The sequence below is a fragment of the Dinghuibacter silviterrae genome (genome assembly GCF_004366355.1).
Classification (GTDB): domain Bacteria; phylum Bacteroidota; class Bacteroidia; order Chitinophagales; family Chitinophagaceae; genus Dinghuibacter; species Dinghuibacter silviterrae.
This window is the reverse complement of the sequence record NZ_SODV01000001.1, coordinates 2,946,049-2,970,818: the sequence shown is the minus strand read 5'-3', so window position 1 is coordinate 2,970,818 and position 24,770 is coordinate 2,946,049. Positions and strand designations below refer to the sequence as shown.

Annotated in this window: 14 protein-coding genes; 6 read left to right on the top strand and 8 right to left on the bottom strand. The window is 59.0% G+C overall.

Annotated elements, in window-relative coordinates; all coding sequences use genetic code 11:
• Position 1 precedes the first annotated feature (1 nt).
• Positions 2 to 2,377, top strand: coding sequence for an ABC transporter permease (locus EDB95_RS12925; RefSeq protein ID WP_162852581.1), 2,376 nt, complete (start codon positions 2 to 4; stop codon positions 2,375 to 2,377).
• On the opposite strand, the gene EDB95_RS12920 is transcribed toward EDB95_RS12925, so the two are convergent.
• The 5 genes from EDB95_RS12920 to EDB95_RS12900 all read right to left on the bottom strand — a co-directional run bounded on the left by EDB95_RS12920 (position 2,364) and on the right by EDB95_RS12900 (position 11,992).
• Positions 2,364 to 5,255 (bottom strand): alpha/beta fold hydrolase, encoded by a 2,892-nt coding sequence (locus EDB95_RS12920; protein ID WP_133994220.1) that lies wholly within the window; start codon positions 5,253 to 5,255, stop codon positions 2,364 to 2,366. The two genes, EDB95_RS12925 and EDB95_RS12920, sit on opposite strands and share 14 nt — an antisense overlap.
• A gap of 8 nt (positions 5,256 to 5,263) precedes the next feature.
• Positions 5,264 to 6,649: a RagB/SusD family nutrient uptake outer membrane protein gene (locus EDB95_RS12915; RefSeq protein WP_246073620.1), complete on the bottom strand. Its 1,386-nt coding sequence runs from the start codon at positions 6,647 to 6,649 to the stop codon at positions 5,264 to 5,266.
• A 5-nt stretch (positions 6,650 to 6,654) separates the two neighbouring features.
• Positions 6,655 to 10,278, bottom strand: a complete 3,624-nt coding sequence (locus tag EDB95_RS12910) for a SusC/RagA family TonB-linked outer membrane protein (RefSeq protein WP_133994218.1) — start codon at positions 10,276 to 10,278, stop codon at positions 6,655 to 6,657.
• 24 nt (positions 10,279 to 10,302) lie between these two features.
• Complete coding sequence (locus tag EDB95_RS12905; protein ID WP_162852580.1) at positions 10,303 to 11,298, bottom strand: FecR domain-containing protein; 996 nt, start codon at positions 11,296 to 11,298, stop codon at positions 10,303 to 10,305.
• Positions 11,299 to 11,359: 61 nt separating this feature from the next.
• The gene (locus EDB95_RS12900; RefSeq protein WP_133994216.1) at positions 11,360 to 11,992 is read right to left on the bottom strand and encodes an RNA polymerase sigma factor; all 633 of its coding nucleotides are present in this window, start codon (positions 11,990 to 11,992) and stop codon (positions 11,360 to 11,362) included.
• Between the two features lie 7 nt (positions 11,993 to 11,999).
• On the opposite strand from EDB95_RS12900, the gene EDB95_RS12895 reads away from it, so the two are divergent.
• From EDB95_RS12895 to EDB95_RS12875, 5 genes are read left to right on the top strand one after another with little or no spacing between them, the layout of a single operon-like run.
• Positions 12,000 to 12,671 (top strand): hypothetical protein, encoded by a 672-nt coding sequence (locus EDB95_RS12895; RefSeq protein WP_133994215.1) that lies wholly within the window; start codon positions 12,000 to 12,002, stop codon positions 12,669 to 12,671.
• Positions 12,672 to 12,683: 12 nt separating this feature from the next.
• Positions 12,684 to 14,231, top strand: a complete 1,548-nt coding sequence (locus tag EDB95_RS12890) for a GH39 family glycosyl hydrolase (protein WP_133994214.1) — start codon at positions 12,684 to 12,686, stop codon at positions 14,229 to 14,231.
• Positions 14,228 to 14,854, top strand: a complete 627-nt coding sequence (locus EDB95_RS12885; protein ID WP_133994213.1) for a hypothetical protein — start codon at positions 14,228 to 14,230, stop codon at positions 14,852 to 14,854. Before EDB95_RS12890 ends, EDB95_RS12885 begins: the two co-directional genes overlap by 4 nt.
• Before the next feature lie 24 nt (positions 14,855 to 14,878).
• Positions 14,879 to 16,234: a glycoside hydrolase family 27 protein gene (locus tag EDB95_RS12880; RefSeq protein WP_133994212.1), complete on the top strand. Its 1,356-nt coding sequence runs from the start codon at positions 14,879 to 14,881 to the stop codon at positions 16,232 to 16,234.
• 17 nt (positions 16,235 to 16,251) lie between these two features.
• Entirely contained in the window at positions 16,252 to 18,708 is a 2,457-nt protein-coding gene (locus EDB95_RS12875) for a hypothetical protein (protein ID WP_133994211.1), read from the top strand.
• A 51-nt stretch (positions 18,709 to 18,759) separates the two neighbouring features.
• Here EDB95_RS12875 and EDB95_RS12870 read toward each other — a convergent pair whose 3' ends face one another.
• The 3 genes from EDB95_RS12870 to EDB95_RS12860 are packed head-to-tail and all read right to left on the bottom strand — an operon-like array spanning position 18,760 to position 24,698.
• Positions 18,760 to 19,929: a TlpA disulfide reductase family protein gene (locus tag EDB95_RS12870; RefSeq protein ID WP_133994210.1), complete on the bottom strand. Its 1,170-nt coding sequence runs from the start codon at positions 19,927 to 19,929 to the stop codon at positions 18,760 to 18,762.
• 5 nt (positions 19,930 to 19,934) lie between these two features.
• Positions 19,935 to 21,341 (bottom strand): RagB/SusD family nutrient uptake outer membrane protein, encoded by a 1,407-nt coding sequence (locus tag EDB95_RS12865; RefSeq protein WP_133994209.1) that lies wholly within the window; start codon positions 21,339 to 21,341, stop codon positions 19,935 to 19,937.
• A gap of 12 nt (positions 21,342 to 21,353) precedes the next feature.
• A complete protein-coding gene (locus EDB95_RS12860) occupies positions 21,354 to 24,698 on the bottom strand; it encodes a SusC/RagA family TonB-linked outer membrane protein (RefSeq protein WP_133994208.1) in 3,345 nt (1,114 codons plus the stop codon).
• Between the last annotated feature and the right edge of the window lie 72 nt (positions 24,699 to 24,770).

Below are 24,770 nucleotides of genomic sequence, written 5' to 3'. Positions count from 1 at the left end.
AGTGACCTGGCGTCACCTGTCGCGGCACAAAACCTACACCGCGCTCAACGTGCTGGGGCTTGCCCTGGGGATCGCTTCCTTTGTTCTGATCGGGGGGTATACCCGTTTTGAACGGAGTTTTGACCGCATGCATGCCCCCAACATCTACCGCGTGGAGAGCCGTTTCTACCGGGGGAACGACATGACCGACGACTGGCCCACGAGCACCAACGGGTATGCGCCGGCGATCAAAGACAACCTCTCCGGGATTGCGTCGTACACCCGGATCAACTGGTACAATTCGGAACGCGTCGTGCGGTATGGGGAAGTCAAATTCCGCGAGGAACATGTGTGTTATGCCGATAGCAATTTTTTTTCTTTTTTCGCCTACCCTTTACTCAAAGGCGACCCCGCCACGGTCCTTAGGGAAGTCAACACCATCGTCCTGTCCGCCTCTGCCGCGCGCAAGTATTTCGGACAGGCCGATCCCATGGGTCGTATCCTGGACGTCAGCACCGAAGCAGGCACCCTGCACTGTGCGGTCACGGGGGTGTTCAAAGACATTCCCTCCAACTCCACCATGCAGTTCAGCTTTCTGATCTCCTGGGCCACGACCCCGGAGTGGTTAAAGCGCTTTTGGTACATGCATGAAAGCTATACGTTTGTACAACTCACCCCGGGGGCGGACATCCACGCGATAGAGGCGGGTTTCCCGGCCGTGGCCGAACGGTACAAGACGGGGCCGGCGCTCAAAGACCTGCGCTGGGCCATCCATCTCGTGCCGCTGCCCGACATCCACCTCAACCCCGCCAAATCTTATGAGATCGAGGTCAAGGGTAACCGTTTCGCCATCGACCTGCTGGACGTGATCGCTTACCTGATTTTGCTCATCGCCTGTGTGAACTATATCAACCTCGCCACGACCAAAGCCCTTGACCGGGCACGGGAGGTGGGGATCCGAAAGGTCAGCGGGGCGTTGCCGGCCTTTCTGGTGGCGCAGTTTCTGGCGGAATCCGCGGGGATATTTCTGTGTGCCGCGTTTTTGGCGCTGCCGGTGGTGGCGTTCAGCGGGCCCTGGCTGGTGGAACACTTTGGCGTAAGCGGGTTTTTGTTCGACTGGATGGTCGTACTACGAATCGCGGTCCTGCTGACAGTCGCCGCTCTGGCCTCCGGTATCTACCCCGCCCTCGTCCTGGTCCGTTTGCAACCGGCCATCGTCCTCAAGGGCAGGTTTACCTTTTCCGCCCGGGGCGTGCGGATGCGCAAGGCGATGGTGGCATTCCAGTTCGGCGCGTCGCTGGTGTTGATCGCGGGCACGATCGCCGTCTACCGGCAAATGGACTTTATGAGCCGCCAAAATACCGGGGTCCGGCTGGCCCAGACGGTGGTGGTCAAAGCGCCGGGGGCCGGTTCGGACCTGAACCACAAGATGCCGGACGCCAAGACCGCTTTCCTGGCCCTACCCGGTGTCATTTCGGTGACCGCCTCGGGGGCCGTCCCGGGCAAGGAAGTCGCGACCTTCGGTGCGAACAGAAGGTACGGCGCACCAAAAAGCGACGAACGGTTGTACGAAATGCTCCGGGTCGACCACGACTTTATCGACGCGTATGGCCTGCAGCTCGTCGCGGGCCGGGGGTTTGACATCACCCGCCCCGGTGACTCCACGGGCGTGGTGCTGAACGAATCCGCGGTCCGGCAGTTTGGCTTTGCCAGTCCGGCGGCGGCCGTCGGACAAAAGGTGTGGCTGGAAACGATCGACAGCCGCCCGGACGTGGTCCTCGGGGTCGTCCGGGATTATCACCAGCAGTCCTTACAAAAACCCTTTACGCCGATCGTCCTATGCATGGATCCCAAACTGGGCTGGGTGCCTGTGAAATATTTTTCCATAAAAATAGCCTCCACGGACGCCCCCGCCCTGCTAAAACCCGTCTGGGACCGCTTTTTCCCCGAATCTTCTTTCGACTTCTTTTACCTCGACGATTTTTACAGCCGGCAGTACCGCCAGGAGATCCAGTTCAGCCGCACCATCCTGGTCTTTTCTTCCCTGGCCATCCTGATCGCCTGTATGGGGCTGCTGGGGCTGACGGCCTACACCACCGCGCGCCGGACAAAAGAGATCGGCGTGCGCAAGGTGTTGGGCGCTTCGGTCCGGCACATCCTGGGGCTCCTGACCTGGGACGTGGTCCGGCTGATCCTTTGGTGCAGCCTCGGCGCCTTGCCGCTGGCTTTTCTCGTCATCCGCCGGTGGCTGGACGGGTACGCGTTCCGCGCGCCGCTTACGTGGTGGCAATGGGTCGTGCCCGTGGTGGTGCTTGTCTTTATCGCGCTGGGCACGACGGGGTGGCTGAGTTTTAGGGCGGCCGTCGCGCGGCCGGTGGATAGCCTTAAAGAAGAATAAAGGAACGAATGCGGTCCAGTACTTCCGGGGCGAAGGTCTCCGTCAAACTGGCGTATTCCGCCGTCGTGCATGTGTGACAATGTTGATAGAGGTGGTTCACACCGGGGACCTCGTAGGTTTGGAGCAAGCCGGGAGACGTATAGCGGCGGAAGCCTTGTAAATTTTCGGACGCGGACGCGATCACGTCTTGAGCCCCATTGATCGCCAGCACGGGCACGTGGATACGCGGGAGCACCTGCGCGGGCTCGTAGGAGATAAAGCCGCGGTACCAGGGACCCACGGCCTGACGGACATAGCTTTCAAAAGGGAAAAAGAAATGGTCCGTCTTTTTTTGTGGCAGTCCCGATATGAAAACGCTGTCGCGGCGCACCCATGCGGCGTAGGTGCTTCTTAAAACGGGCTCCAGGTCGGTATCGCCGGCATGGGCATACACGGTCTGGAGCAACAGCGTCGTCACCGAATCAAAGCGCTGTTTGTTGACATCAGTGGCGGGTGAGCCCCCGATCAACTGGCGGTTTTGCGTGAGCAACGCTTGTAATCCGTTCACCCCCGGCCCAGAGAGGCTTACGACAAAGGCTACATCCGCCGATTCCGAGGCCGCGATGCAGGCGGCCGCGCCTCCCTCACTATGCCCGATCAAACCGACCCGGTGCGGGTCGATACCCGGAATGCGCTGGAGAAAATGAAGCCCGGTCAGCGCGTCGTTGGCAAAATCTTTTGTCGTGGCGGAATCAAAGTTCCCGTTAGTCTCTCCCACCCCGCGGTCGTCGACGCGCAACACGGCGATGCCGTGAAGGCGGAGGCTGTCGGCGATCACGGCAAACATCTTGTGACCCGCCATGGTGCCGTCCCTATCCTGGCGGCCGGTGCCGGAGATCAGCACGGCGGCGGGGAAGGGGCCTTTGCCATCGGGCATGGTCAGGGTGCCGCCAAAATGGATGCCGTTGCCTTCGTAATGTACGGGCCGATCTGCATGGGCCAGCCGGATCATCGCGTCCATTTCGTCCGCCAGACCCAGCGGGCTTCCGAAATAACCGATGTTGGCAAAATTGATCCGGCCCTCCGCGTCGATCACGATCTTGAAGGGGATACCCGAGGTGTGGATCAGGTCCGCATAGCGTTTGTACGTGTCCTCCCCGTTGTCGAACAGGACGCGGAAGCGGTCGTAGTGTTGCGCCCGCAGGAAAGACGTCACCTTCTCCCGATAGTCGGGTGTGGATTCCTGCGTATCAATGAAGAAGAAAACCACATTGGTATCCGCAGCATACCGGTCCATGAGCATCTTCATCCCGGCCATCCCCGCCTTACAGGGCGCGCACCAGGTCGCCCAGAAGTCAAGGACAACGACCTTGCCCTTCATTTGCTCCAGGCGGACGGAGTCGCCGTTGCGCTCCGCCAGGCAAAAGGCCGGTGCCGGCAGACGCTTCTGTTCCTTTGCCACGCGCGCCCGCATCAGCGCCATCGTCTGTGTGTCCTTCAGGCTTTCCAGGTACGCATCGGCGTCACCCTCGGGGTGTTGCCGCAGGTACCACGCCTTCAACTGGTCAAGGATATACGCCGTAGCCTCGTCCAGCCGGACGCTCTCGCGCATCACGGGCAGGCGCTCCTTTTCGGGAAGGAGCATCACTTCTGCTTCGTTGAGCCGGGCGGAGCGGTATTGCAGGATCTGCTGGAGGCGACGGGCCAGGGTGAGGGCTTCTTTGTTCCGCCCCACGCCCCTTAAAATATCGACCTGGGTGAGGCGCTCGTATGTCAGCGCCTGGGTGGTGTACCGGGTCCACTGCAAAGGAGACAGGTACGGATAGGGGGCCGCCCGGTCCACGCACTCCAGGATACGGGCCGCCAGCGGGTAAACCTGCGCGGCCGTTTGGCTTTTATGGTCGTCGAAAGGAATCTGGATGGCCTTGTAATAAAGTTCGGGGAGACGGTCGAAGGGGGCCGTCGGGAGCCAGCGGTTGATCGCGGCCGTGTCCCCCGTGGCTACGGCGATCATAAAGACATTGCGATAGACTTTGCTGTAGTCGATCTCCAGTTCGGCATCCAGACGGTCGTCCCGGGAAGGGAAGTCCGTCAGAAACCGCTCCGAAGCGGTGAGCCGGTCCTGCATGGAGCGTACGGTCTGCAGGGCATGATACGCCGTCCATTTGGCCAGTTCACCATGGGGATACAAAGCCAGGGCCGAGGTGTAGATGGAATCGGCGGCAAGCGTGTCGCGTAAAAACCGTTTTTCGATCCAGAAAAGGTGCGCCTGGTCCGCCTGGCCGGGACGCGCCTGGCGACGGAAATAAGCCGCCACCCGCTGGAGCCGCGCGGGGGCCTCGTCCGGAAAGGCCCGTGTCATCGCTTCCACATACGGGATCACCAACACGTGCGGCGCCACAAAAGGATGCCGCAACACCTCGTTGCTCAGCCACATATAGGTGGCGGTATCACTGATGCTGAATTCACCGAAATATCCCGGGATGCCCAGGTTGTAGTGTGGGGAACGGAGCAAACCCCAGCCCGCCTCGGCGCCCGGTGCGAAGCCACCCGCGCTGGAACGGAGCAAGACCGCGTACCCGGCATCGCCATTGTGGTCCACGAGGGTGTCCCCCTTATAAAACGCGAAGGCGAGAAAACCGGCGTCTCCGGGCACGGCAACATCGGCGGCCCAGGCGGTGTCTCCGGAGGGCCGGAGCGGGAGATCCAACGTGTGCCAGTGGTATAGGGAATCATATTCGTAAACGACGGCGGTCCAGGGGCCGTTAAACGCGTTGTACCTGATCCGGATGGTTTGCCCGGGCACCGGCGCCTGGGGCGTGACCGTCATCTTTTCCACGGACTGGGCGGAGGCTGTCGTCAGACAGCCCAGCCACAGCCACTTCCAAACAAATTTCATGGCTATAATTATGGATTTTGTTGAATCTCCGGGTTGAGTTTTTCGTCGTAATCGGATATCCGGAATACATACCGGTTGCTGGTGGGCGCCAGCGTATAGGTCACGCCCTCAAAGACGCGCGTGAGGGTCTCCTGGAAGGTGGGATCGCTTTTCAAACGGCGCATGTCCCACCACCGGAGCATCCGGCAAAAGAACTCGCGTTCGCGTTCCTGGAGGACCTTTTGTAACCCATCGGCTGCATTCGTGGCAGTCAGCGGAACGTAGTTGACGAACCGCTTTTGCCGAAGCGCGTTCACCCAGTTCATCGCGCCGCTTGCGTCCCCGGCGCGCGCCAGGGCTTCCGCCTTGATGAGCATCATTTCGGGTACCGAGGGGCCGTCGTTCCGGGCCTCACCCATGGCGGCGTCCTTGTAGAAATAGCGGCCGGTATAGCCGAACCCGATGTTGGATCCGTCTGTGGTAAACAATACATAGCGCTGGTCGGTTGTATCCAACACGTGCAACAGCGTATCGCTCAACCGCATGGCGGTCGGCGGATAGCCGCTCACCCCGTCTCCCGCTACCTTGGACAACAGGACTTCCGGGTCGGCCTTCCGCAAGGGATAGTTGGCCGCGGAAATGCTTTGATACTGGGTCAGGTCGTCGAGTGTGTTCCGGTAGGACAAGGCGCTGTCCGCGTATTTTGCCGCGCTGTCGTATTCGTTCATGTAGAGAAAGCAACGGGCCAGTTCTCCGAAAACAGCCGGGATAGACGGCAGGGTATTGAAGGCCTGGGTCGCGGGAAGAGACGGCAGCGCCGTGCGCAGGTCCTTGAGGACCTGCGTGTAGGTGTCCTGCATAGTAGCCCGGGTCAGCGACTGGGTCGTCGTTTCCGTCAGCACCAGGGGCACGCCGAGGTCGGTGGATGCCGTAGCCGCGGTATAAGGTTTTGCATAAGTATTGACCAGGCCGAGATACGCATCCGCCCGGTGTACCAGGGCTTCCGCGATCAGTTCCCGGATCTGTGCCGGGGTGGCGCCGGTGGCACTGGGCGCCTCGGTGATCACGATATTGGCGTACGCGATGGTATTGTAGAGGGCGTTCCAGTTGTCGTCCTCGGCATAGTAGGTCCCGAGCAGATAGATGGTCGGAAGCCAGCGGTAGCAATTGGTGATGTGCGCATAGAAATCGTCGGAAGACAGCGAGACGACCTGGGCGCTGCTGTCCACGAATTGTACATCGTCCGAGGCATAGTCCCCTAGGAAAGGCGCGGGTTCCCATTCACTCGTATTGTCGAGCATCTCCCGGTAGTTCTCGTAGGACCCGGGCACCAGGGTCCCCTGGGTCTTGATGTTGACATACTTTTCACACCCCGCCAGGCTGGCACACAAAAGGACAAGTATATAGCGACGCATAGACATTAAAAGTTAACGTTTAGGGAAAAGTTAAAGGACTTGGCCGCCGGCAGGCTGTTCGAACGGCTGGGTAAAGCGACAAAGTCGGGGTCATAGCCCTGCTTGTTGGCGCGCCACAAAAGGCCAAGGTTGCGGACGGCGAGTGCCACACTCGCACTTTTGACGATACGCTGGCGCCAGACCGGTACCTGGTACGTCAGTGACACCTCGCGCAAACGGATATAATCCGAGGAAAGTATGTTGGCGTCCGAATACTGGTAGCGAACCAGGCTGTAGTTCGTCAGAAACGCCGAACTATTGAGCCCGGGTACCTTTGTCTTGTTCTCATCCCCCGGGTTCTCCCAGCGACGGGCGATGTCGCCTACCACGCTGTAGTTGAGGTTGTAAAACCCGGTGATATAGTTGTCCACGGTGGGTTTTTGAAAGACACCCCCAAACTGGTAGGTCAGCAGGGCATACAGGGTAAACCGTTTGTACCGCAGCGAGCTGTTCATCCCTCCAAAAAACGGGGCGGTCCTCCGACCTGCGTATTTCAGGTCTTTGAAATACACCGGGGACGTGGCCGATACGGTGTCTCCCTCCGCATTGTAGACCCGGGTCATGCCGATGGCGTTCAAACCCGCGTTACGGAACGCGAAAACCTTGTCCGTCGGGTAGCCCACGACGTTGGGGATACCCACCGGCGCGTAGGAGACCGTGTAATTCGAGATCGAGCTGGTGTCAAACCGGTTATCGGTCACCTTGTTGGTGTTGTACGAAAGATTGCCGCCCACGTGCCAGGACCAGTTATTGTTGGACAACAACAGACCGCTCAGGCTGATATCGACCCCTTTCCCTGTCATCGACGACGCGTTGCGTTCGAGGTAGCCGCCCCCGATCGTGCCCGCCAGGGCCGCGTCGATCGGGAATTGATACAACAGGTCGGTGCCGCGTTTCCGGTACACGTCCACCGACCCGCTCAACCGGTCCTGGAAAAGACCGAAGTCCACGCCTACGTTGGTGACATAAGTCTTTTCCCATTTCAGTTCCGGGTTGGCCAGGTTAATGACCGTAGTCGTGGGTAAGCCGGTCGTATAGTCGTTGCCGGTAGGATAGATATTAGTAAACGGATAGACCGAGGTGGAGATGTTCCCGTTGACCCCGTAGGTGGCCCGCAACCCCAGGTGACCCAGCCAGCGCACGTTCCGGAGAAACGCTTCCTTGCCGAGGTTCCACTGGGCGCCCGCCGACCACAGGGGCGTGGCGCGGTAGCGTTGCTGAAGACCAAAGTTGTTGTAGTCGTCGTAACGGGCGCTGGCGCTGAGCGAATAGCGCTCCATAAAGGTGTAAGCCGCGTTCCCAAAGTAAGACAGGTACCTGCGCTCTTTGTCTTGTTGGGCCGGCGCACCCGTGAGCGGGCTGTTGTACCCCGCGACGGTCGTGTACCCATTGTCGGAAAAGTCCACATTGGCCGACTGCCCCGTCTGGGTGTCGTACCCGTACAGGGTGCTGGTGCCTTGTCCCTCTTCGGTTTGCCGGATCTCACTCCCCGCGATGGCGTTGACCTGGTGGAGATGGCCCAGGGTCCGGTCGTATGCCAGTTGCCCCCGGAGCGCGTAGTTGTTTTCGGTGGTATTGATCAGGTTGAGGATACCTCCGGACGTCAACCCGAGGTTGCCCGCATAGTAATTCACCAGGTTCCGGTAGTAGAAGGTCTGCGGGTTATAAAAAACCCGGTGGTCGCTAAACAGCCGTTCATTGCTGTACTGGAGGCTGGCAGACAAACCCCGGTAGACGGGCACGTCGAGCCGGATGTTCGCGCTGTAGTTCTCGTCCTTTTGCACGTCGTCCGAATTGTGCAATTCGTCCATATAATTGTAGCGCCAATCCGCATAACCGGACAGGGTACCCGTCCATGCCGGGTTATACACATCATAGGATATTGAACTCCCTTTGGTATCCACCAATTGCATATAGGGCAACAGGGTTTGTTTACCGCTGGTAGGAAAAAGAGTGGTCAGCGATAAGCCCTCGTTCTGGTAGCGGAAAAAAGCGCCCTTCAGGCTGGTCGACAACGTGGCCACCTTAAACAGCTTCCAGCTGTTGTTCAGGGTCAGCGTCAGCCGCTTTCCTTCATTGCCGACCGTATTCGTTTTCTCGTCGTTGTAAGAAGCGGAGTAAAAATAGGTGGAGGTGCCCGTCCCCCCGCTCACCGAAAGATCGTACTGCTGGTTCGAGGCAGGTTGGAGCAGGTATTTCCGGATCTGTCCGGTATTGTCGATGGCGCCAAGGGAGTCGATCGACTGCTGGTAAGCCGCCTGTGTGATGGTGCCCGCCTGGAGCTCCAGCGCCAGGGCCGCCGCCGTATGCGGATAATAACCGGCCGAAAAATAGGAAGACCCGTCCAGGTTCTGCGCCGTCAAAAAACCTTTTTGCACCAGCTCCGTTTCGTAGCCGATCTCCTGCCGGCTGTTCATCAACCGCAGGTAGCCTAAGTCCGGTTTCCCCGACACCATCGTCCCCGCCGAAAAGCTGACCTGGGGGGCGCTGGCGTTCCTGCCCTTTTTGGTATTGATGACCATGACGCCATTGGCGGCGCGCACGCCCCAGATCGAGGCCGCCGCCGCGTCCTTTAAAAAGGTGATGTTGTCGATGTCGTTGGGGTTGAGGGTCGATAGGTCGAGGTCCGTGATGGCGCCGTCGACCACGACCAGGGGAAACGATTCCCCCATAAAGGTGCTGGTGCCCCGGATCTGCATATTATAGTCGTTGGTTCCCGTCGTCCGGGTCCCGCCGTTGATGGACAGCTGATTCCCCGCGCCCCCGTACAAAAAGCTGCGGTCTCCCGCCAGGACACTTATCTGTACGCCCGACAGCTGTCCTTCGAGCCGCTGGATGACGTTGGCCGTGGGCACCTGCGAAAGCTCTTTCGCACCGATCGTGACAAAGGAACCCGTTACGCGTTCCTTCGGCAGTTGCTGGAGACCGGTACTGACGACGGTGACTTCGTCCAGGGCGGTCCTTTTGCCCGAGGGGATCATCGTGATGGTGAGCGCCGATTCCGGGTTCAGGACGGCCACCGCCAGGGGCGTACGCCCTACGTAAGTAAATACCAGTGTATCACCCGCCGACACGCCCCGGAGGAAAAACTCGCCCCGGTCCGTGGTTTGGGTACCCACCCGGGTACCCTTTAGCCAGACGTTGACAAAGGCAAGGGGGGTACCTGTTTCGTCGAGAACCTGGCCGCGGAGGGCCCGCGCGCCTCCGGCGTCCGACAACGCCGCAGCGCCGCCCGGCGACGCCCCAGCGCCCGACATCGCACCGGCGCCTTGCGGCGCTCCAGCGGCTACCGCTGGCGCCTGGAAGAAGCGCGCGTCCCGTGCGACGATCGAATAAGTATTTTCGTTGACGTACAGGAAGAGTAAATTATTCGGGTAAAGAACATTTTTCAGGACTTCCTCTATGGTCTTCCCGTCGAGCGCGCTTTCGTTGGTCGTCTTCCCCTTCAACAGGTTGTGCTCATACGCAAATTTTGCCTGGAAACGCTGCTCTATGCGCGAAAGCGCTTCCTGGAGGGTGATGGTCTTGCCCTGGGCGGCGACGGTAATGACGCTGCCCATCAGCAGCAGCACGGCCACGATTTTTCTCATGTTTGTTCTGGTTTTGGCGAATGATTATTTTGACCTCAGGTAGATGACCTTTCCTTGTTTGTCGATATTACAGTTGAGTATATTGGCGAGCATATACAACACATTGTCTTCGGTGTCCAGCGACAGCGTCCCGTCGATCCGTTTGGCCGCGAGCGCCGGGTTGTCCAGCACGATGTGGTAGCCGTAAGTGTCCTCGTATTCCTCCATGATCTCCTGCACCGTCATACCGCTCGCCACCATTTTGTGCGCCGTCCAGGCCTGGGGCGGGTTGTCAAGACCGGCCACCGCCACGACCCTGGTTCTGTCGCCTTTGATATCCACGGATTCACCGGGATGTAAAACGAGCCCGCGCACCCGGACCGATCCTTCCAGAAGGGCCACCGATACCCGGCCTCTTCGTTCACGGATGGTAAACGTCGTCCCCAGCACTTCCACGGACACATCGCCCGCGATCGCCGTAAAACGTTCCCCCGGTTTGATGGTCGTGGTGTCCCGGTTGAGGTGGCGTACCTTGAACAAGGCCTCCCCCTCCAGCCGGACCACCCGGTCTCCCCTCCAGCGCCAGGCGCGGTGATACGAGAGCGACGAATTGGCGTTGAGCGTGACCTCGCTTTGATCGGGAAGCACGACGGTTCGCCACTCGGCATTTCCGGTGCGCACGGTGATGATGGATTGCCAATACCAAAGGCCGCTCAGCGCCAACACCAGGCTGGCCGCCGCGACCCAGCCGCTCAGCCGCAACACACGGACCTTTGCCCGCCGGCGCTCGGCATGCGCAATCCCGGTGCCGATGTTTTCCCAAAGGTTTCGGCTAAAGGCCGGCGACGGTTCGATGCGGCGGGCGCTGTACAACACGCCTAAGTATTCCACCGCTTCCGCATACGCTTGCCTGTTGGACGGATCCGTCCGGAGCCACACCGCCCAGACAGCCGCTGCAGCAGGCTCTCCGGACCGGACAAAGGCCCTCAGGTCGTCATCCTCCAAAAAGTCCTCGAACGAATATCGATCGTACTTTTCCAAGGTCATCTATGTATACAAACCACAAAAGCCCCAGGATTATCCCACGGTGCCCCATTTTTTTTTAAGAAAAAATAACTTTACACATCGCAAGCAACAGGAGCAGGTCCTGGCGGGATATCCCCAGGATGTCCTTGAGGGCGTCAAGCGCCCGGTAGTGGAGCTTATAGATCCCCTTGACGGAAATATCCATCAATGAAGCGATCTGTTCGTAGCTGAGGTCTTCGAAATAACGCAGGTAGATGACTTCTTTTTGGCGGCCGGTCAACTGATCGAGGGCAGCGACCAGCCGGGCCTGGCGGTCGCCGGACGCCGATGCCCCGGGCTCCGGGTACGCCAGCTCGAACGGCTCCTCCCCCACTTCCGCCGCCCGCCGCTTGTCCTGCTGTATACTGGCGTTGATCAGCGCATTGCGCAACGCCGCGATCAGGTAATATTTGATGTTGTCCGTGGGTCCAATCCGCCCCCGGTTCACCCACAGCCGGACAAACAGGTCCTGCAGCCCGTCCCGGACAAGGTCCTCGTCCCCCCATTTGCGCATCCCGTATTCATAAAGGTTGCGGTGGTACCGGGTATAGATGGTCTCGAACGACGTCTTATCGCCGTCCAGATAAGCCTTCCATAGTAGATGATCTTCCTGCATGCCCTCCGGGTAAAGATAGGCCTTGTAGCGCTTCAGCCAATGTATTAATTTCACCTGCTATATGAAAGACTACCTGTCCAAAGCCGGCAACCTCCTTCTTGTCTTAGGCATCTACGTCTATTTCAGCGCTTGGGTGTATGTGCATTCCTTCTACGGGCACTTTGGCGTGTCGCCCGCTACCCTGGGCATCGACTATTCGGCCTACCTCGTTTTTTCGTTCAACGTATTTATCTCAAAACCGTTCCTTGTCGCGCTGGGTGTGTTCGCGGTCCTGGGCCTGGTGCGGATGGGACTGGCGATCGCGCACTGGAAGGCGCCGTCTTTTTTGACCCGTTTCCGTCTTGTATGGCTGCTGGCCTTTATGGTGCTTCTTTTCCCCTGGTTATTCTACGTCGCCCAAACCGCCGCGTGGAACGACTATACAAACGAGCGTTTGAACAAGGGGACCCTGCGGAGCGTGCAGTTTGTTTTCCGTAAAGATTCGGACGTCCTGTATCCCGCACAGGTGTTGGACACCGCCGGCCAGGCGGGCCAGGACCTGTTGCAGGACCTGCGGCTGCTCAAAAACGACAGCACGCGTCTGCTCAAACTCCTGGGCGAATCCGACGCGTACTATATCGTCCTTTCCCAACGCCCGGTGGACCCCGTCGTCGGCGCGCTGCCCATCGGGTTTGTGTACTTCGTGGATAAGAAGGACGTGCTCCTCGCCAAGATCACCCTGAGTTCTTTGTAAATTGGGGCCATCATGACGATTCGCTGTTGCCTCACCTGCCTGCTGGTGTTATCCGCCCTTGCCGGGTTTTCTCAAGTCACCGTCGACGCCGGCCGCGTAAAGGGTCCTTTAAGTAAGATGTTTAATGAATGCGTCGGCGCCGGCCGGGCAAACGAAGGCCTCCGCGCGGACTGGCAGCGCCAGCTTCGCTTCGTAAAGGACGCGCTGGGTTTCCGTTATATCCGGATGCACGGCCTGCTCACCGACGACATGGGGGTATACAGCGAAGACCGGAACGGCAATCCCCTCTACAACTGGCAATACATCGACCAGTTATACGACTTCCTCGAAGAGATCCACATCCGTCCCTTTGTCGAGCTGGGCTTTATGCCGCAGGCCCTCGCCAGCGGCCCGAAGACCATCTTCTGGTGGCGCGGCAACGTCACCCCGCCAAAGGACTATCAAAAGTGGAGTAACCTCATCGAGGCCCTCGTCCGCCATTGGGTGGAACGCTACGGGGAAGACGAGGTCGCCCGCTGGTACTTCGAAGTCTGGAACGAACCCAACCTGAAGGACGGGTTCTGGACCGGCGACCAGGCCGAATACTTCAAGCTCTACGCGGCCACGGCACAGGCCATCAAAACGGTATCCCGCCGCTTCAAAGTAGGGGGCCCCGCCACCGCCGGAAACGCCTGGGTACCGGATTTCATCGACTTTTGCGTCCGCAGCAAAACCCCCGTGGACTTTGTAAGCACCCATACCTACGGCGTCGACCAGGGCTTTCTCGATGAAACCGGCAGCAGGGGAACGATCCTCAGCAAAAACGAACGCTCCATCTGGGGGGACATCCGGGACGTACGCGAACAAATAGACCGCTCCGTCTACCCCCGCCTGGAGCTGCACTATACCGAATGGAGCGCGTCCTATACACCCTCCGACCCCATCCACGACAGCTACCACGAAGCCGCCTTCATCCTCGACAAAATCCGGAAAACCGGGACCGCGGCGGGTTCCATGTCTTACTGGACCTTCACCGACATCTTCGAGGAGGCCGGACCCCGGTTCACGTCCTTTCACGGCGGGTTTGGACTGATCAACTACGAGGACATCCTCAAACCTGCTTTTTTTTCTTACAAGTATTTGAACCAACTGGGGCCTTTTGAACTCGTTTCTTCCGACCCCTCGTCCTGGGCTTGCAAGGACGAACACGGGGGGATTCAATTTCTCTTTTGGAATTTTACCAACACCAGTCCCGGGGATAGTATCAACGACCAGGTGTATTATAAGAGGGACCTGCCCTCCCGTTCTTTGGGGGCGCGGAACATCGTGTTTGTGCATTTGCCACCCGGCGATTATACGCTCTCCGTGTACAAAACCGGGTATCGTTGTAACGACCCCTATACCACCTACCTCGACCTCGGGGCGCCCGCCCAACTCACCCGGCAGCAGGTCGCCTCGATCAAAGCACACAATGACGACGCGCCCGTGCTCCGCAAAACGGTGACGACCAAAGGCGAGTACCGGTTGACTTTGGATATGAGGGAAAATGACGTATATTTTGTGAAGCTTGTTCGACAATGAAAAACAACTTCGCTTCTCTTTTGCTTATCGCTATTGCTGCCTGCGGGCTGTTGCCGTCCTGCGGCGGCGGGGCCGGGGACTCCGGGGGCGCCGGCGGCGGCACAGGCCGCGCGGATACAGCGGGTGGGGCCGCCACTTCGGGCGCGGGCACCGCTTCGAGCCCGTCTTCAGGCACGTCTCAGGGCCCGTCCCCGGGCACGGGCGACGCCCACGGCGATGCCCACGGCAGCAGTACCCACGGTGACACCGTCCTCTGGATCGGCACCTTCGCCCGCTGGAACCGCGCGCCCGGCGAACAATACGACGGCAACTACGACACCGCCAACGACGTGTTCGTCATCTGCGACAACCACAAAAGCCTGGTCGTGCCCCGCGCCCAGGTCACCCTTCAAACCAACGGGAGCTGCGACACCGCCCTGACGGGCCGGGTCATGCTCATGTACAAACGCCAGGACAGCGTCCATGCGGTGGGGCCGACCTTTCAGCTCAGCGACCCCGCGGTGTTGTCAAAGACGGCGACGCTCCGGTTGAAACCGGCGGAGGTCAGCCGGCTCCACCAGGCGGTGACCCTCCAACAGGAAAATCAGTTGCGTGAAAAAAGTGTCAAAAAGACACTTCATTGAGGTGAAAAGGTTTATTTTTAGGCAATGAAGCGCTTTTTTTGCCTTGCCATAACGACCGTGTCGCTCCTGTGCGCGACCGCACAAAACCCAGCTCCCACCCCTCCCATGGGCTGGAACAGCTACAATTGTTTCGGCTCCGCCGTCCACGAAGACGAGGTCAAAGCCAACGCCGACTATATGGCGACCTATCTGAAGCCCTACGGCTGGCAGTACGTCGTCGTCGACTTTCTCTGGTCTTACGACAACCCACCGGGCAGCCATATCGGTAACCCGTTCCAGAAGCGTTTGCAGGATGGCTCGTATATCCCCTGGCTCACCATGGACGGGTATGGGCGGTTGACACCGCAACCCACCAAGTTTCCCACTGCCTTTGGCGGGAAGGGTTTCAAGCCCCTGGCGGACTATGTACACGGGCTGGGTCTGAAATTCGGCATCCACGTCATGCGGGGCATCCCGCGCCAGGCGGTTTGGGCAAAAACGCCGGTGCTGGGCGCGCCGGGCATTACGGCCGACATGATCGCGGACACGAATTCCAAATGTGAGTGGATGAACCACATGTACGGTCTCGATATGCGCAAACCCGGCGCCCAGGAATACCTGAATTCGCTTTTGACCCTCTACGCCTCCTGGGGCGTTGACTTTATAAAGGTGGACGACTTGTCCCGGCCATACAGCACCGCCGAGGTAGAAGGGTACCGCAAGGCGATCGACCAATGCGGCCGGACCGTCGTCCTGAGTGTTTCCCCGGGCGCGACTCCGTTGACAGACAGCACCCACGTCGCCGCGCACGCCAATATGTGGCGGATGGCGGATGACTTCTGGGACAACTGGAAGGAAATCATCTCTATGATGACCTACGCGCGTCAGTGGCAGGGCGTGGGCGGCCCCGGGCACTGGCCCGACTGCGACATGATCCAGCTCGGCAAGCTGTCCAAGCGGGGTCCGGTGGGCGAAGAACGCTATAGCCGGTTTACCGAAGACGAGGCGTATACGCATATCACCTTCTGGTGTATCTATCGTTCGCCCCTGATGCTGGGGGGCAACCTGCCGGAAAACCGGCCCTTCGAGCTGTCCCTTTTTACCAACGACGAAGTCCTGGCGGTGGACCAGGAAGGCGCCGATCCGCGGTTGTTGTATGACCGCGACGGGATGGTCGTATGGTACTCCCACGTCCAGGGCAGCAAGGACCTTTATGTCGCCTTGTTCAACCTGAACGATGTACCCGCCAACGTCACGGTATCCCTAAAGGACCTGGGTTTCAAGGGTGGCGTCGCCATTAGGGATCTTTGGCGGAAAGAGGACATCGGTGTATTCCGTTCTTCCTATAACCGGTTGATCAACCCGCACGGGGCCGGCTTGTTCAGGTTTTCGACCCGGTAATCGCTATTTTTGATGTCATGATGAGGTACGTCCTGACAATTTCAGCCTTGGCCATTGGTCTTTCTACCGCTACCGCCCAACGCATCGACACCCTGATGCACATTTATACCGAAGCCTATCCGAGGGAAAAGGTATACCTCCATCTGGACCGGAGCGCCTACAACACCGGCGAGTCGATCTGGTATAAAGCGTATGTGACCAACGAGGGCGTACCCTCTGCCCTTAGCAAAAATGTTTTTGTGGAACTGCTGGACGACCATGGGCGGGTGCTGGACCGCAACACGGCGCCCCTGGTCGAATCTTCCGCGGCGGGCTCCTTTGTACTCCCTGCTTCCTACAAGGCCACGACCATCAGCCTCCGGGCGTATACGCGCTACATGCTCAACTATGACTCGGCCTTTTTATACTATAGGACCGTCCGGGTATTGAATACGACAGCGCCGCTGCCGGCGGGCCATACCGTTGTTATAAAGACGGGCGCACCCCATGTCACCGCAACCGCCGGCGGCACCCAGCTCCGTTTCTTCCCGGAAGGCGGTGACTATATCGACGGCGTTGACAGCCGGGTCGCGTTTAAAGCCACCGGCCCCGACGGCCTCCCGGTCGAGGTACAAGGGACCGTGGTAGATGCGAAGGGGGTGAAAAAAGCAACGTTTGCCAGCGTAAGGGATGGCATGGGGACCTTTATTTTCACACCCGTCAAGGGCATGACCTACCAGGCCGTCTGGAAAGACAAGGCGGGCACGGCGCACACGACGCCATTACCGGCCGCCAGGCCCAACGGCGTATCCCTCAGCATCGATAGCCAGGATTCGGCCAAGATCTATACGGTCGAAGCCGTCACGGGGGACAGCGTGGCCACCACGTTCCACCTCATCGCCCATACCGGAGGCCAGGTGTTTTACCTTGCCACGCTACACCTTCAGGACGGGGAAATCGTCCGGCAGGCGTTTAATACCGCCTCGCTGCCCAGCGGCATCGTTACCGTGACCATATTCGACGCGGACTGGCAACCCGTGGCGGAGCGCATCAGCTTCGTGGACAACAACGAGTACATGTTCTACCCCGCCATCCACGCCTTGTATACCAAGTTTGACAAACGGGCGGAGAACCAGTTGGAGATCGAATACGCAGACCAGGTCAAAAGCAACCTGTCGGTTTCCGTGACCGACGCCGACCTCGACGCCCCGGAGGATGCCAAAGGCGACAACATCATTTCCAACCTTTTGCTGACCAGCGACCTCAGGGGCAAGGTGTACAAACCCTGGGACTATATCTCCAACCCCATCGACAGCGTCCGCAAGGAAGTCGACCTCGTCATGCTGACCAACGGCTGGAGACGGTACGACTGGAATGTCATCGTACACAAGGCGTATCCCCGGTTGACCTACATGCCCGACAGCGTCATGTCCCTTCGCGGGGCCGTATATGGCGTCCCTGCCAAAATGATGAAAGACATGGGTACCATCAACCTCATCACCGACGACGGGGGCAAGGCGCACCGCTTTCTTTTTGCCGAGATCGACACCGGCGGGAACTTCCAGGTCCCGCATTACTTTGTTTTTGGCCAGCAAAAGATCTACTACCAGTTCAACAAAAGGGACCTCTTTGGTTCGGCGACCGTCCGTATGGACAACGGTCTTTTCAAAGGCGTCGGCAACATCGGGTTGCCCGATACCGTAGCCCCGCCCATCGATTCTTCCGTGATGGTGCACGAAAAAGACTTCCAGCGCCTTGTCCACGACACCTCGGGGATCTTCAAGGTCAAAAACCTGGCGACCATCGTCATCAAGGCGCCCACCAAGTCCCCTGAACAGCTCCTCGACGAGAAATATGCCTCCGGTCTTTTTTCCGGCGGGGACGGGTACCAGTTTGACGTCGCAAACGATCCCGTCGCGCAATCCATGCAGAGCGTCTTCCAATACCTCCAGGGCAGGGTGGCCGGTCTGCAGATCACCACCGGATCCGGACCGACCAGCCTTACCTGGAGGGGCGGCTCCCCCGGTCTTTACCTCGACGAAATGCCCGTGGACGCCCAAACCCTCCAAAACATCAGCATGACCGACGTCGCCTATATCAAGGTTTTCCGTCCCCCGTTTATGGGCATGGGCGGCGCCAACGGCGGTATCGCGATCTATACCAAAAAAGGAGAGAAATCGGCGCCCGCGGACTTCAAGTCCCTCGACAACACCGTCGTCATCGGTTACACGGCCCCGAAAGAATTCTACTCCCCGGACTACGCCAGCATCCAGACGGCCCCGCCCCCGGATTCCACCGACCTCCGCCCCACCCTGTTCTGGCAGCCCTTTGTGCTGCTCGATACCAAAACCCGCCGGGCAAAGCTCGACTTCTTCAACAACGACATCACCAAACGGTTTAAGGTCGTTGTCGAGGGGATTACCGCGGATGGGCGGTGGGCGCACAAGGAGATGATTGTGGAGACAGAGGATACGAGGAAGACGGGAGGGCGTTAGCGCCCGTACTGCGACGCGGGCGCGCCGCAGTACGGGCGGCGCGCCGCCGCTTTACAACCCCAGCGCGCCCAGTTGTTTTTCCAACTCTTCGCCCCTCAGGTTCTTCCCCACAATCTTCCCCTGCGGGTCGATGAGGAAATTCTGCGGGATGGAGCGGATGCCATATTTCTTAGCCGCCGCGTTGTTCCAGGCCTGCAGGTCGGAAACCTGGGTCCAGGTAAGGCTGTCTTTTTGTATGGCTTTTAACCAGGCGCCTTTGGTGTTCTCTCCATCCAGGGACACCCCCAGGACGGTGAAATTTTTATCCTTAAAGGCGGCGTACGCCTTTACAACGTTCGGGTTTTCGGCCCGGCAGGGTCCGCACCAGGACGCCCAAAAGTCCAGGAGGACGTACTTGCCGCGGAAGTCCGACAAACGGACGGCCGCGCCGCTCGTGTCCGGTTCGCTGAAGTCGGGCGCCACTGCGCCAATGGAAGTCGGGCGCGCCCGTTCGAGGACGGCCGCAAACGCCTGTCCCGCCTTACTGGACCGCACGCTGTCGGAGAGTCCGTCAAAAAGGGGTTCGATCTTTGACAGGTCGATGTCCTTTCCGGCCAGCTCCTGTAACGCCAGGAGGCTGACATACGTATCGGGGTGCCCTGCGATATACGCGGTTTTCAGCGAGTCGCGCAGGTGCCAGGCGAACCGCATCACCATTTTCAGGCTGTCCATAAAGGCAGGGCTTTTCCGCCTTTCTTCGGAAGCCGCCTGGTACGCTGCGTTCAGCCCCCGGCCGACACGATTCACCGGTTCGAGCACGGTCTGTGCGTAGTCTGCGTAGGCCATGTTGAGCGCGGGCGCTTTGATGGATGCCGTCCGGATGGAGTCGCGGCCCTGGAGGAGAATACGGCCGGCTTCCAGGAAGATTTCCCGGCTGTCGGCATCACGGACGTTCAGGTGGCCGACGACGAGCGTGACCTTTTGGGCCGGGTCGGTCACCGGGCCTTTAAAGGTGCAGGCGCCTTTCACGAGCACCGCGGAATCGAGGACCTTCTGGTCGGTCATCTCGAATTCGGTGACGAGGTAGGCTTTGGGGACGGGTGGTGCCGCGGTGAGGCGGATGTGGAGGTCGAAGGTGGGCGCGGCGGCGGATGTCCCGCCCGGGCGCGCCCCCGCGGCAGTTTGAGCGCCCGCCCCGATCGGTGCCAGGGCGAGCGCAAGATAGATCCAATTCTTTATCATCGTGTTTAGTTAGACGGGTATCCGGGATTTTGCGTCAGGTTAGGATCCTGAAGAAGGTCATTCAGCGGCAGCGGGTACAACTTCATGTAAGCGCTCCAGGTCGCGCCTTTGATCGGGGCGAAAGCCGTCATCACCGAATCGATCTTCCCGGTCCGTTTGAGGTCGAAGAAGCGGTTGCCGAACTCGGTGAAGAGTTCCACGCGGCGCTCGTGGGCGATCGCGTTGAGCAGGCCTTGCTGGTCGGTGGCTGTGGTGGCGGCCAGGGTGGCCCTGGCGCGGACGGCGTTCAGGTCGGACGCTGCCCCGCTCAGGTTGTTTTGCTCCGCCCTGGCCTCGGCGCGGATCAGGTAGACCTCCCCGGTACGGAGGAGCAGGACGTTTTGGGCGCCCGCGGTCGAGCTGGCGTATTTGTAAGGGAAGTAGTACGTCATGACGGGTGCGGTGCCTTGTACCACCCGCACCCAGTTGGCCAGACGGGCGTCGCCGGTCTCGAAGGTATGGACGAGCTGGGTATCCAGGCAGGCATACACGCTGTTGGACGTGGGGGTGGTCACCGTGGCCGGCATGCCGTTGACATAAAGGCTATACTCGTTGACGGCGCTGCCGGGGTACGAATTCATGGCAAAAATCGTCTCGGACCCATTCAGGTTGAAGGCGCTCGCGACCGGTGCGAGGGCGTAGGAAGAGGAGGCGAGAACGGTATCCGCTTCGGCTTCCGCGCTGTCCCAAACGCCTTCGTATAAATACACCTTTGACAGAAGGGCGGCGGCGGCATACCGGTTCGGACGCACCCGGTGCGTAGTCGTGTTGCCGTATCCGTCTGCGTAAGTGGTCTGCAAAAGGCTTTGCGCCTGGAGGAGGTCGGCCGTTATCTGGTGGTACACCAGGGCCTGGGGTGTCCGGCCCATCACGTTATTGGTGGCGTAGGAGGAAGTAGTGACCAAAGGAACGTTCCCGTACAGGTTTGTCAGGTAGAAGAGCAATACGCCCCGGACAAAATAACATTCCCCCAGCCACTGGTTCTTGTGGTAAAGGTTGGCCGTGGTCGACTGGATACCCTCCAGCGCGGCGTTGACGGCGTAGAGTTGGCTATAGCTCGACGTCCAGTCGTTGACCATGGCCGGGGTCAGCGCGTCCATGTAATAGTAATACATGTTGGTCGTGTTGACATTGAGGTACCTGGTCTCGTCGGTATATAAAGCGGTCGTGTACGCCAGGTTGCCGGAAGCGGAACCGCCAAACATCCCGTTATCGATCAGGTTGGCCAGCGTAGCCGTCACCACGGAGGAGACGGCGTCGTCAGAGACAAAGGCGTTGGATTCGTTGATGGTACCGGACGGCAGCGGTTCGTCCAGGTACTTTTTGCAGGCGGCGAAAGGCAGCAGCGCCAAAAATATGATGATACGTTTCATGGTGTCAAGACATTAAAGTGAAAGATTGATCCCGCCGGTGAATACGCGCAAGGGGGGGATGACGCCCGCGTTCATGTTTTCCGGATCCAGGCCGCCGAAGTGCGAAATGGTCAGGAGGTTCTGTCCCTGGAAAAAAACCGACAGGTCGCGCAGGTGCATCTTCCGGACCAGGTCCTTTGAAAACTGGTAGCGGAGGTTCACGTTCGACAACCGGATGTAGGAGGCGTTGGTATACGCACCCGTGCTGTTCATATATTCCTGGAGACGGAAATAGGCGTCGAAAAGGTTGGTCGTTACCTTGGGCATGTCGGTTTTGTCGCCCGGGTTTTGCCAGCGGCGCAACCAGTCTTTGGTACCGTTGATGTCGAACATCCCAAAGAGATAACCCGACTGGGCAAGGGCGTTTTCCCCCCTCCGGTTGGTATAGTTCAGGAAAAAGTCGAGGGAAAACTGCTTGTAGGTAAACGTATTTTGTATCCCACCGTAGTACTTCGGCGCCTGGTCGACAAACTGTGTTTTATCCGCCTGCGTCAGGTCCAGCAGGTCGTCCTGGGTCGTTCCCTTCGCGTTGGTAAACATGAAGTACCCGGTCTGGGGGTCCACCCCGGCGTATTTGTACAAAAGCAGACCGGTCACGGGTTTGCCGACGACGAAGTTGGTATTCTGGTTGGCCTGGCTGGGTGCCCGCAACAGCTTGCTCGTAGGAATGGACAGGTTGATCCGGGTCGACCAGGTAAAATTCCGGGTCACCAGGTTCCGGGTATTCAGGTACATCTCCCAACCGCTGGTGCGAATCACGGCGTCCGAATTCAGCACGTATTGGCTAAAACCCGTGACGCTGGATACAGGCCGGGAGACCAGTTGGTTGGAGGATTCATTGTGGTAATAACTGGCTTCGGCAAAGACCCTGTCTTTGAGGAAGCCCATCTCCAAACCGACTTCTTTATCGCGGTTCTTTTCCCACTGGAGGTTGGGGTTGGCCAGCGTGCTGGGATACAGGGTCGTCGCGCCGTCGTAGGCCACACCACCCGCGCTATAGGTGCTGAGGTAGGCATAGTCCCTGATGGCGTCTCCGCCGACGACACCGGTGCTGGCGCGCAGTTTGCCGAAGCTGATAAAACGGAGGTGTTCCTTCACGAAGTTTTCCTCGCTGAAAATCCATGCGGCGGCCACCGAGCCGAAATTGCCAAAGCGCTTGTCCGGCCCGAAACGCGTGGAGCCATCCCGCCGGCCGTTGAAGTCAACGATGTACTTGCCGTCCCATACGTATTTCACGATCCCGTAAAAACCTAGTGCCCGGTAGGGCGTCTGGCTATAGCCCGACGTCACGGTGGACGCCGCCGCGGGGTCGTTGAGCAGGGCGTCCGACGCAAAGCCTTTACCGGCGATGTCGTCCTGGAGGGTGTTGCCGTTGTCGATTTCTCCACCCGCCTTGACGCTCAGGTCGCCCTTTTGGAAAAGGTTCCTGTCGTATTCGGCATAAGGCGATATGCTGAACATCTTTTGGTCATAATGGTGAAAATCGGCAGACGTCTGCTGGGCGGCATTGGTCGTCGTGGGCGACATAGTCGTGGTGGGATAGCCCGACAGTTCCGAACCCACGATATCGTTGTATCCGAAAATCGTCCGCAGGGTCACACCGGTCACCGGCCGGTAGACCAGGGTCCCGTTGGCCAGCAGGTTGTGCGTCTGGTTGTTGTACAACCGGTTGATATTGCCAGCGGTGCCGGGCCCGTCGGGGTCGTTGTCGGCCCAGTTGATATTCCCGTTGGACAGGAAGGGAGACGGCGCGTTGGGCGCATCCAGGGCGGTCGACTGGGAAAAGTCGTAGGGGACCATATCGTCCTTCGAAAACAAATACCCGCCCGAAAGGTTCAGGTTGAATTTGTTGTCGTTCGTGGCGGTATTCAGCGAGAACCGGATGTTGCCGTTTTGAAAACTCCCCTTGTGGCGCTGGATGTTGCCGTTGTTCATATAGCTGCCGTTGACCATGTACGACGTATTCTTATTGCCTCCGCTATAAGACAGGTTCGCATTGGTCGACTGGGCCGAGGAGCCTAAGTATACCTTCCGCCAGTCCGTATAGGCGGTGGATGACCAGGTGCCGTTCAGGTCATAGTCCCCCGCACCCGGGGTCTGGTTGTTGTTTTTCAACGCCTCCTGCCGCAGCATCAGGTATTGCTGGGTGTTCAGCAGCTTGGGCATCGTATTGTTGACCGATACCCCCGTGTACACATTGGCGTTGAAGACAGGGGCTTCCGGTTTTGCCTTTTTGGTGGTGATGATGATGACCCCATACGCACCCGAGGAGCCGTAGATGGCCGTCGCGTCGGCGTCCTTGAGGACGTCGATGCTGGCGATGTCGTTGGGGTTGATAAAGTTCAAGGCGCTCCCCCCTTGCAGGAAGTTATACGGACTGATCGACGTATTGGTCGACACGGGCAGGGTACCGTTTGGATAACGCACCCCGTCCACGATGACCAGGGGGGGTATGGCCCCGGAGGAAAAGTTGGTGGCGTCCCGGACGTTGAGCTTAAAGGCGCTCCCCGGCTGACCCGAGACCTGTTGGACAAAAAGACCCGGAACCCTGCCCTGTATGGCCGCCAGGACATTCGTCACCGGGTTGTTTTCAATATCCTTCGCCGTAATGGTCGTAATATCGCCGGGGTTCAGGCGTTTGGTTGTCGTCCCGTATGCCGTGACCTGGAGCTGGTCCAGCTCGCTGGAACTTTGCTGAAGCCGTACCGAAAACGGAAACCGCAAATGGGTTGCCGATATCCTGACCTCCTGGGGTGTAAAACCCACGAAGGTGACGACCAGGATCTCGCCCTCGCGCGCCCTTACTGTAAAGGACCCGTCGGCCTGGGTCATCGTCGCGGTCTTTGTGTGTTTGATCGTAATGGAGGCACCCGAGAGCGGCCGGCCGTTCTCGTCGACAATCCGCCCGCTGACCGTATGAAGCGTGTCCTCCTGGGCGGGTGGCACCGGTTCCTCCTTACGCGACAGCGAGATCGTCTTGTCCACGATGAGGTAGGTAAACGGCTGCCCCTGGGAGACCAGCGCCAGGAAGTCCTGCAGCGGCATGTTCCGTACGGTGAAGGAAATGGGGCTGCACTCCTCCAGCAACCCCTTCTTGGAAAAAGCAACGTACCCCGTCTGCTTTTTGATCGCGGTAAAAACCGTCTTCATGTCCAGGTTTTTTCCGCTGAGGGTAATGGTCTGGGCGACCCCCGAGGCATGGGCCTGGAGCAAGGTAAAAGTAATCAGAACAGCAGTCAATTTCATGACCATCAGGATTTTGTACATCGCCCGGCGGTTCCCGCGGGAGGACCGGGCACAATAAGCAGCTTTTTGCATACCTTAATGCAAGTTTTGGGTGTGACGAAATAAATAAGCGTATCAGTCGGCCCATTACCAATTGCCGCTATG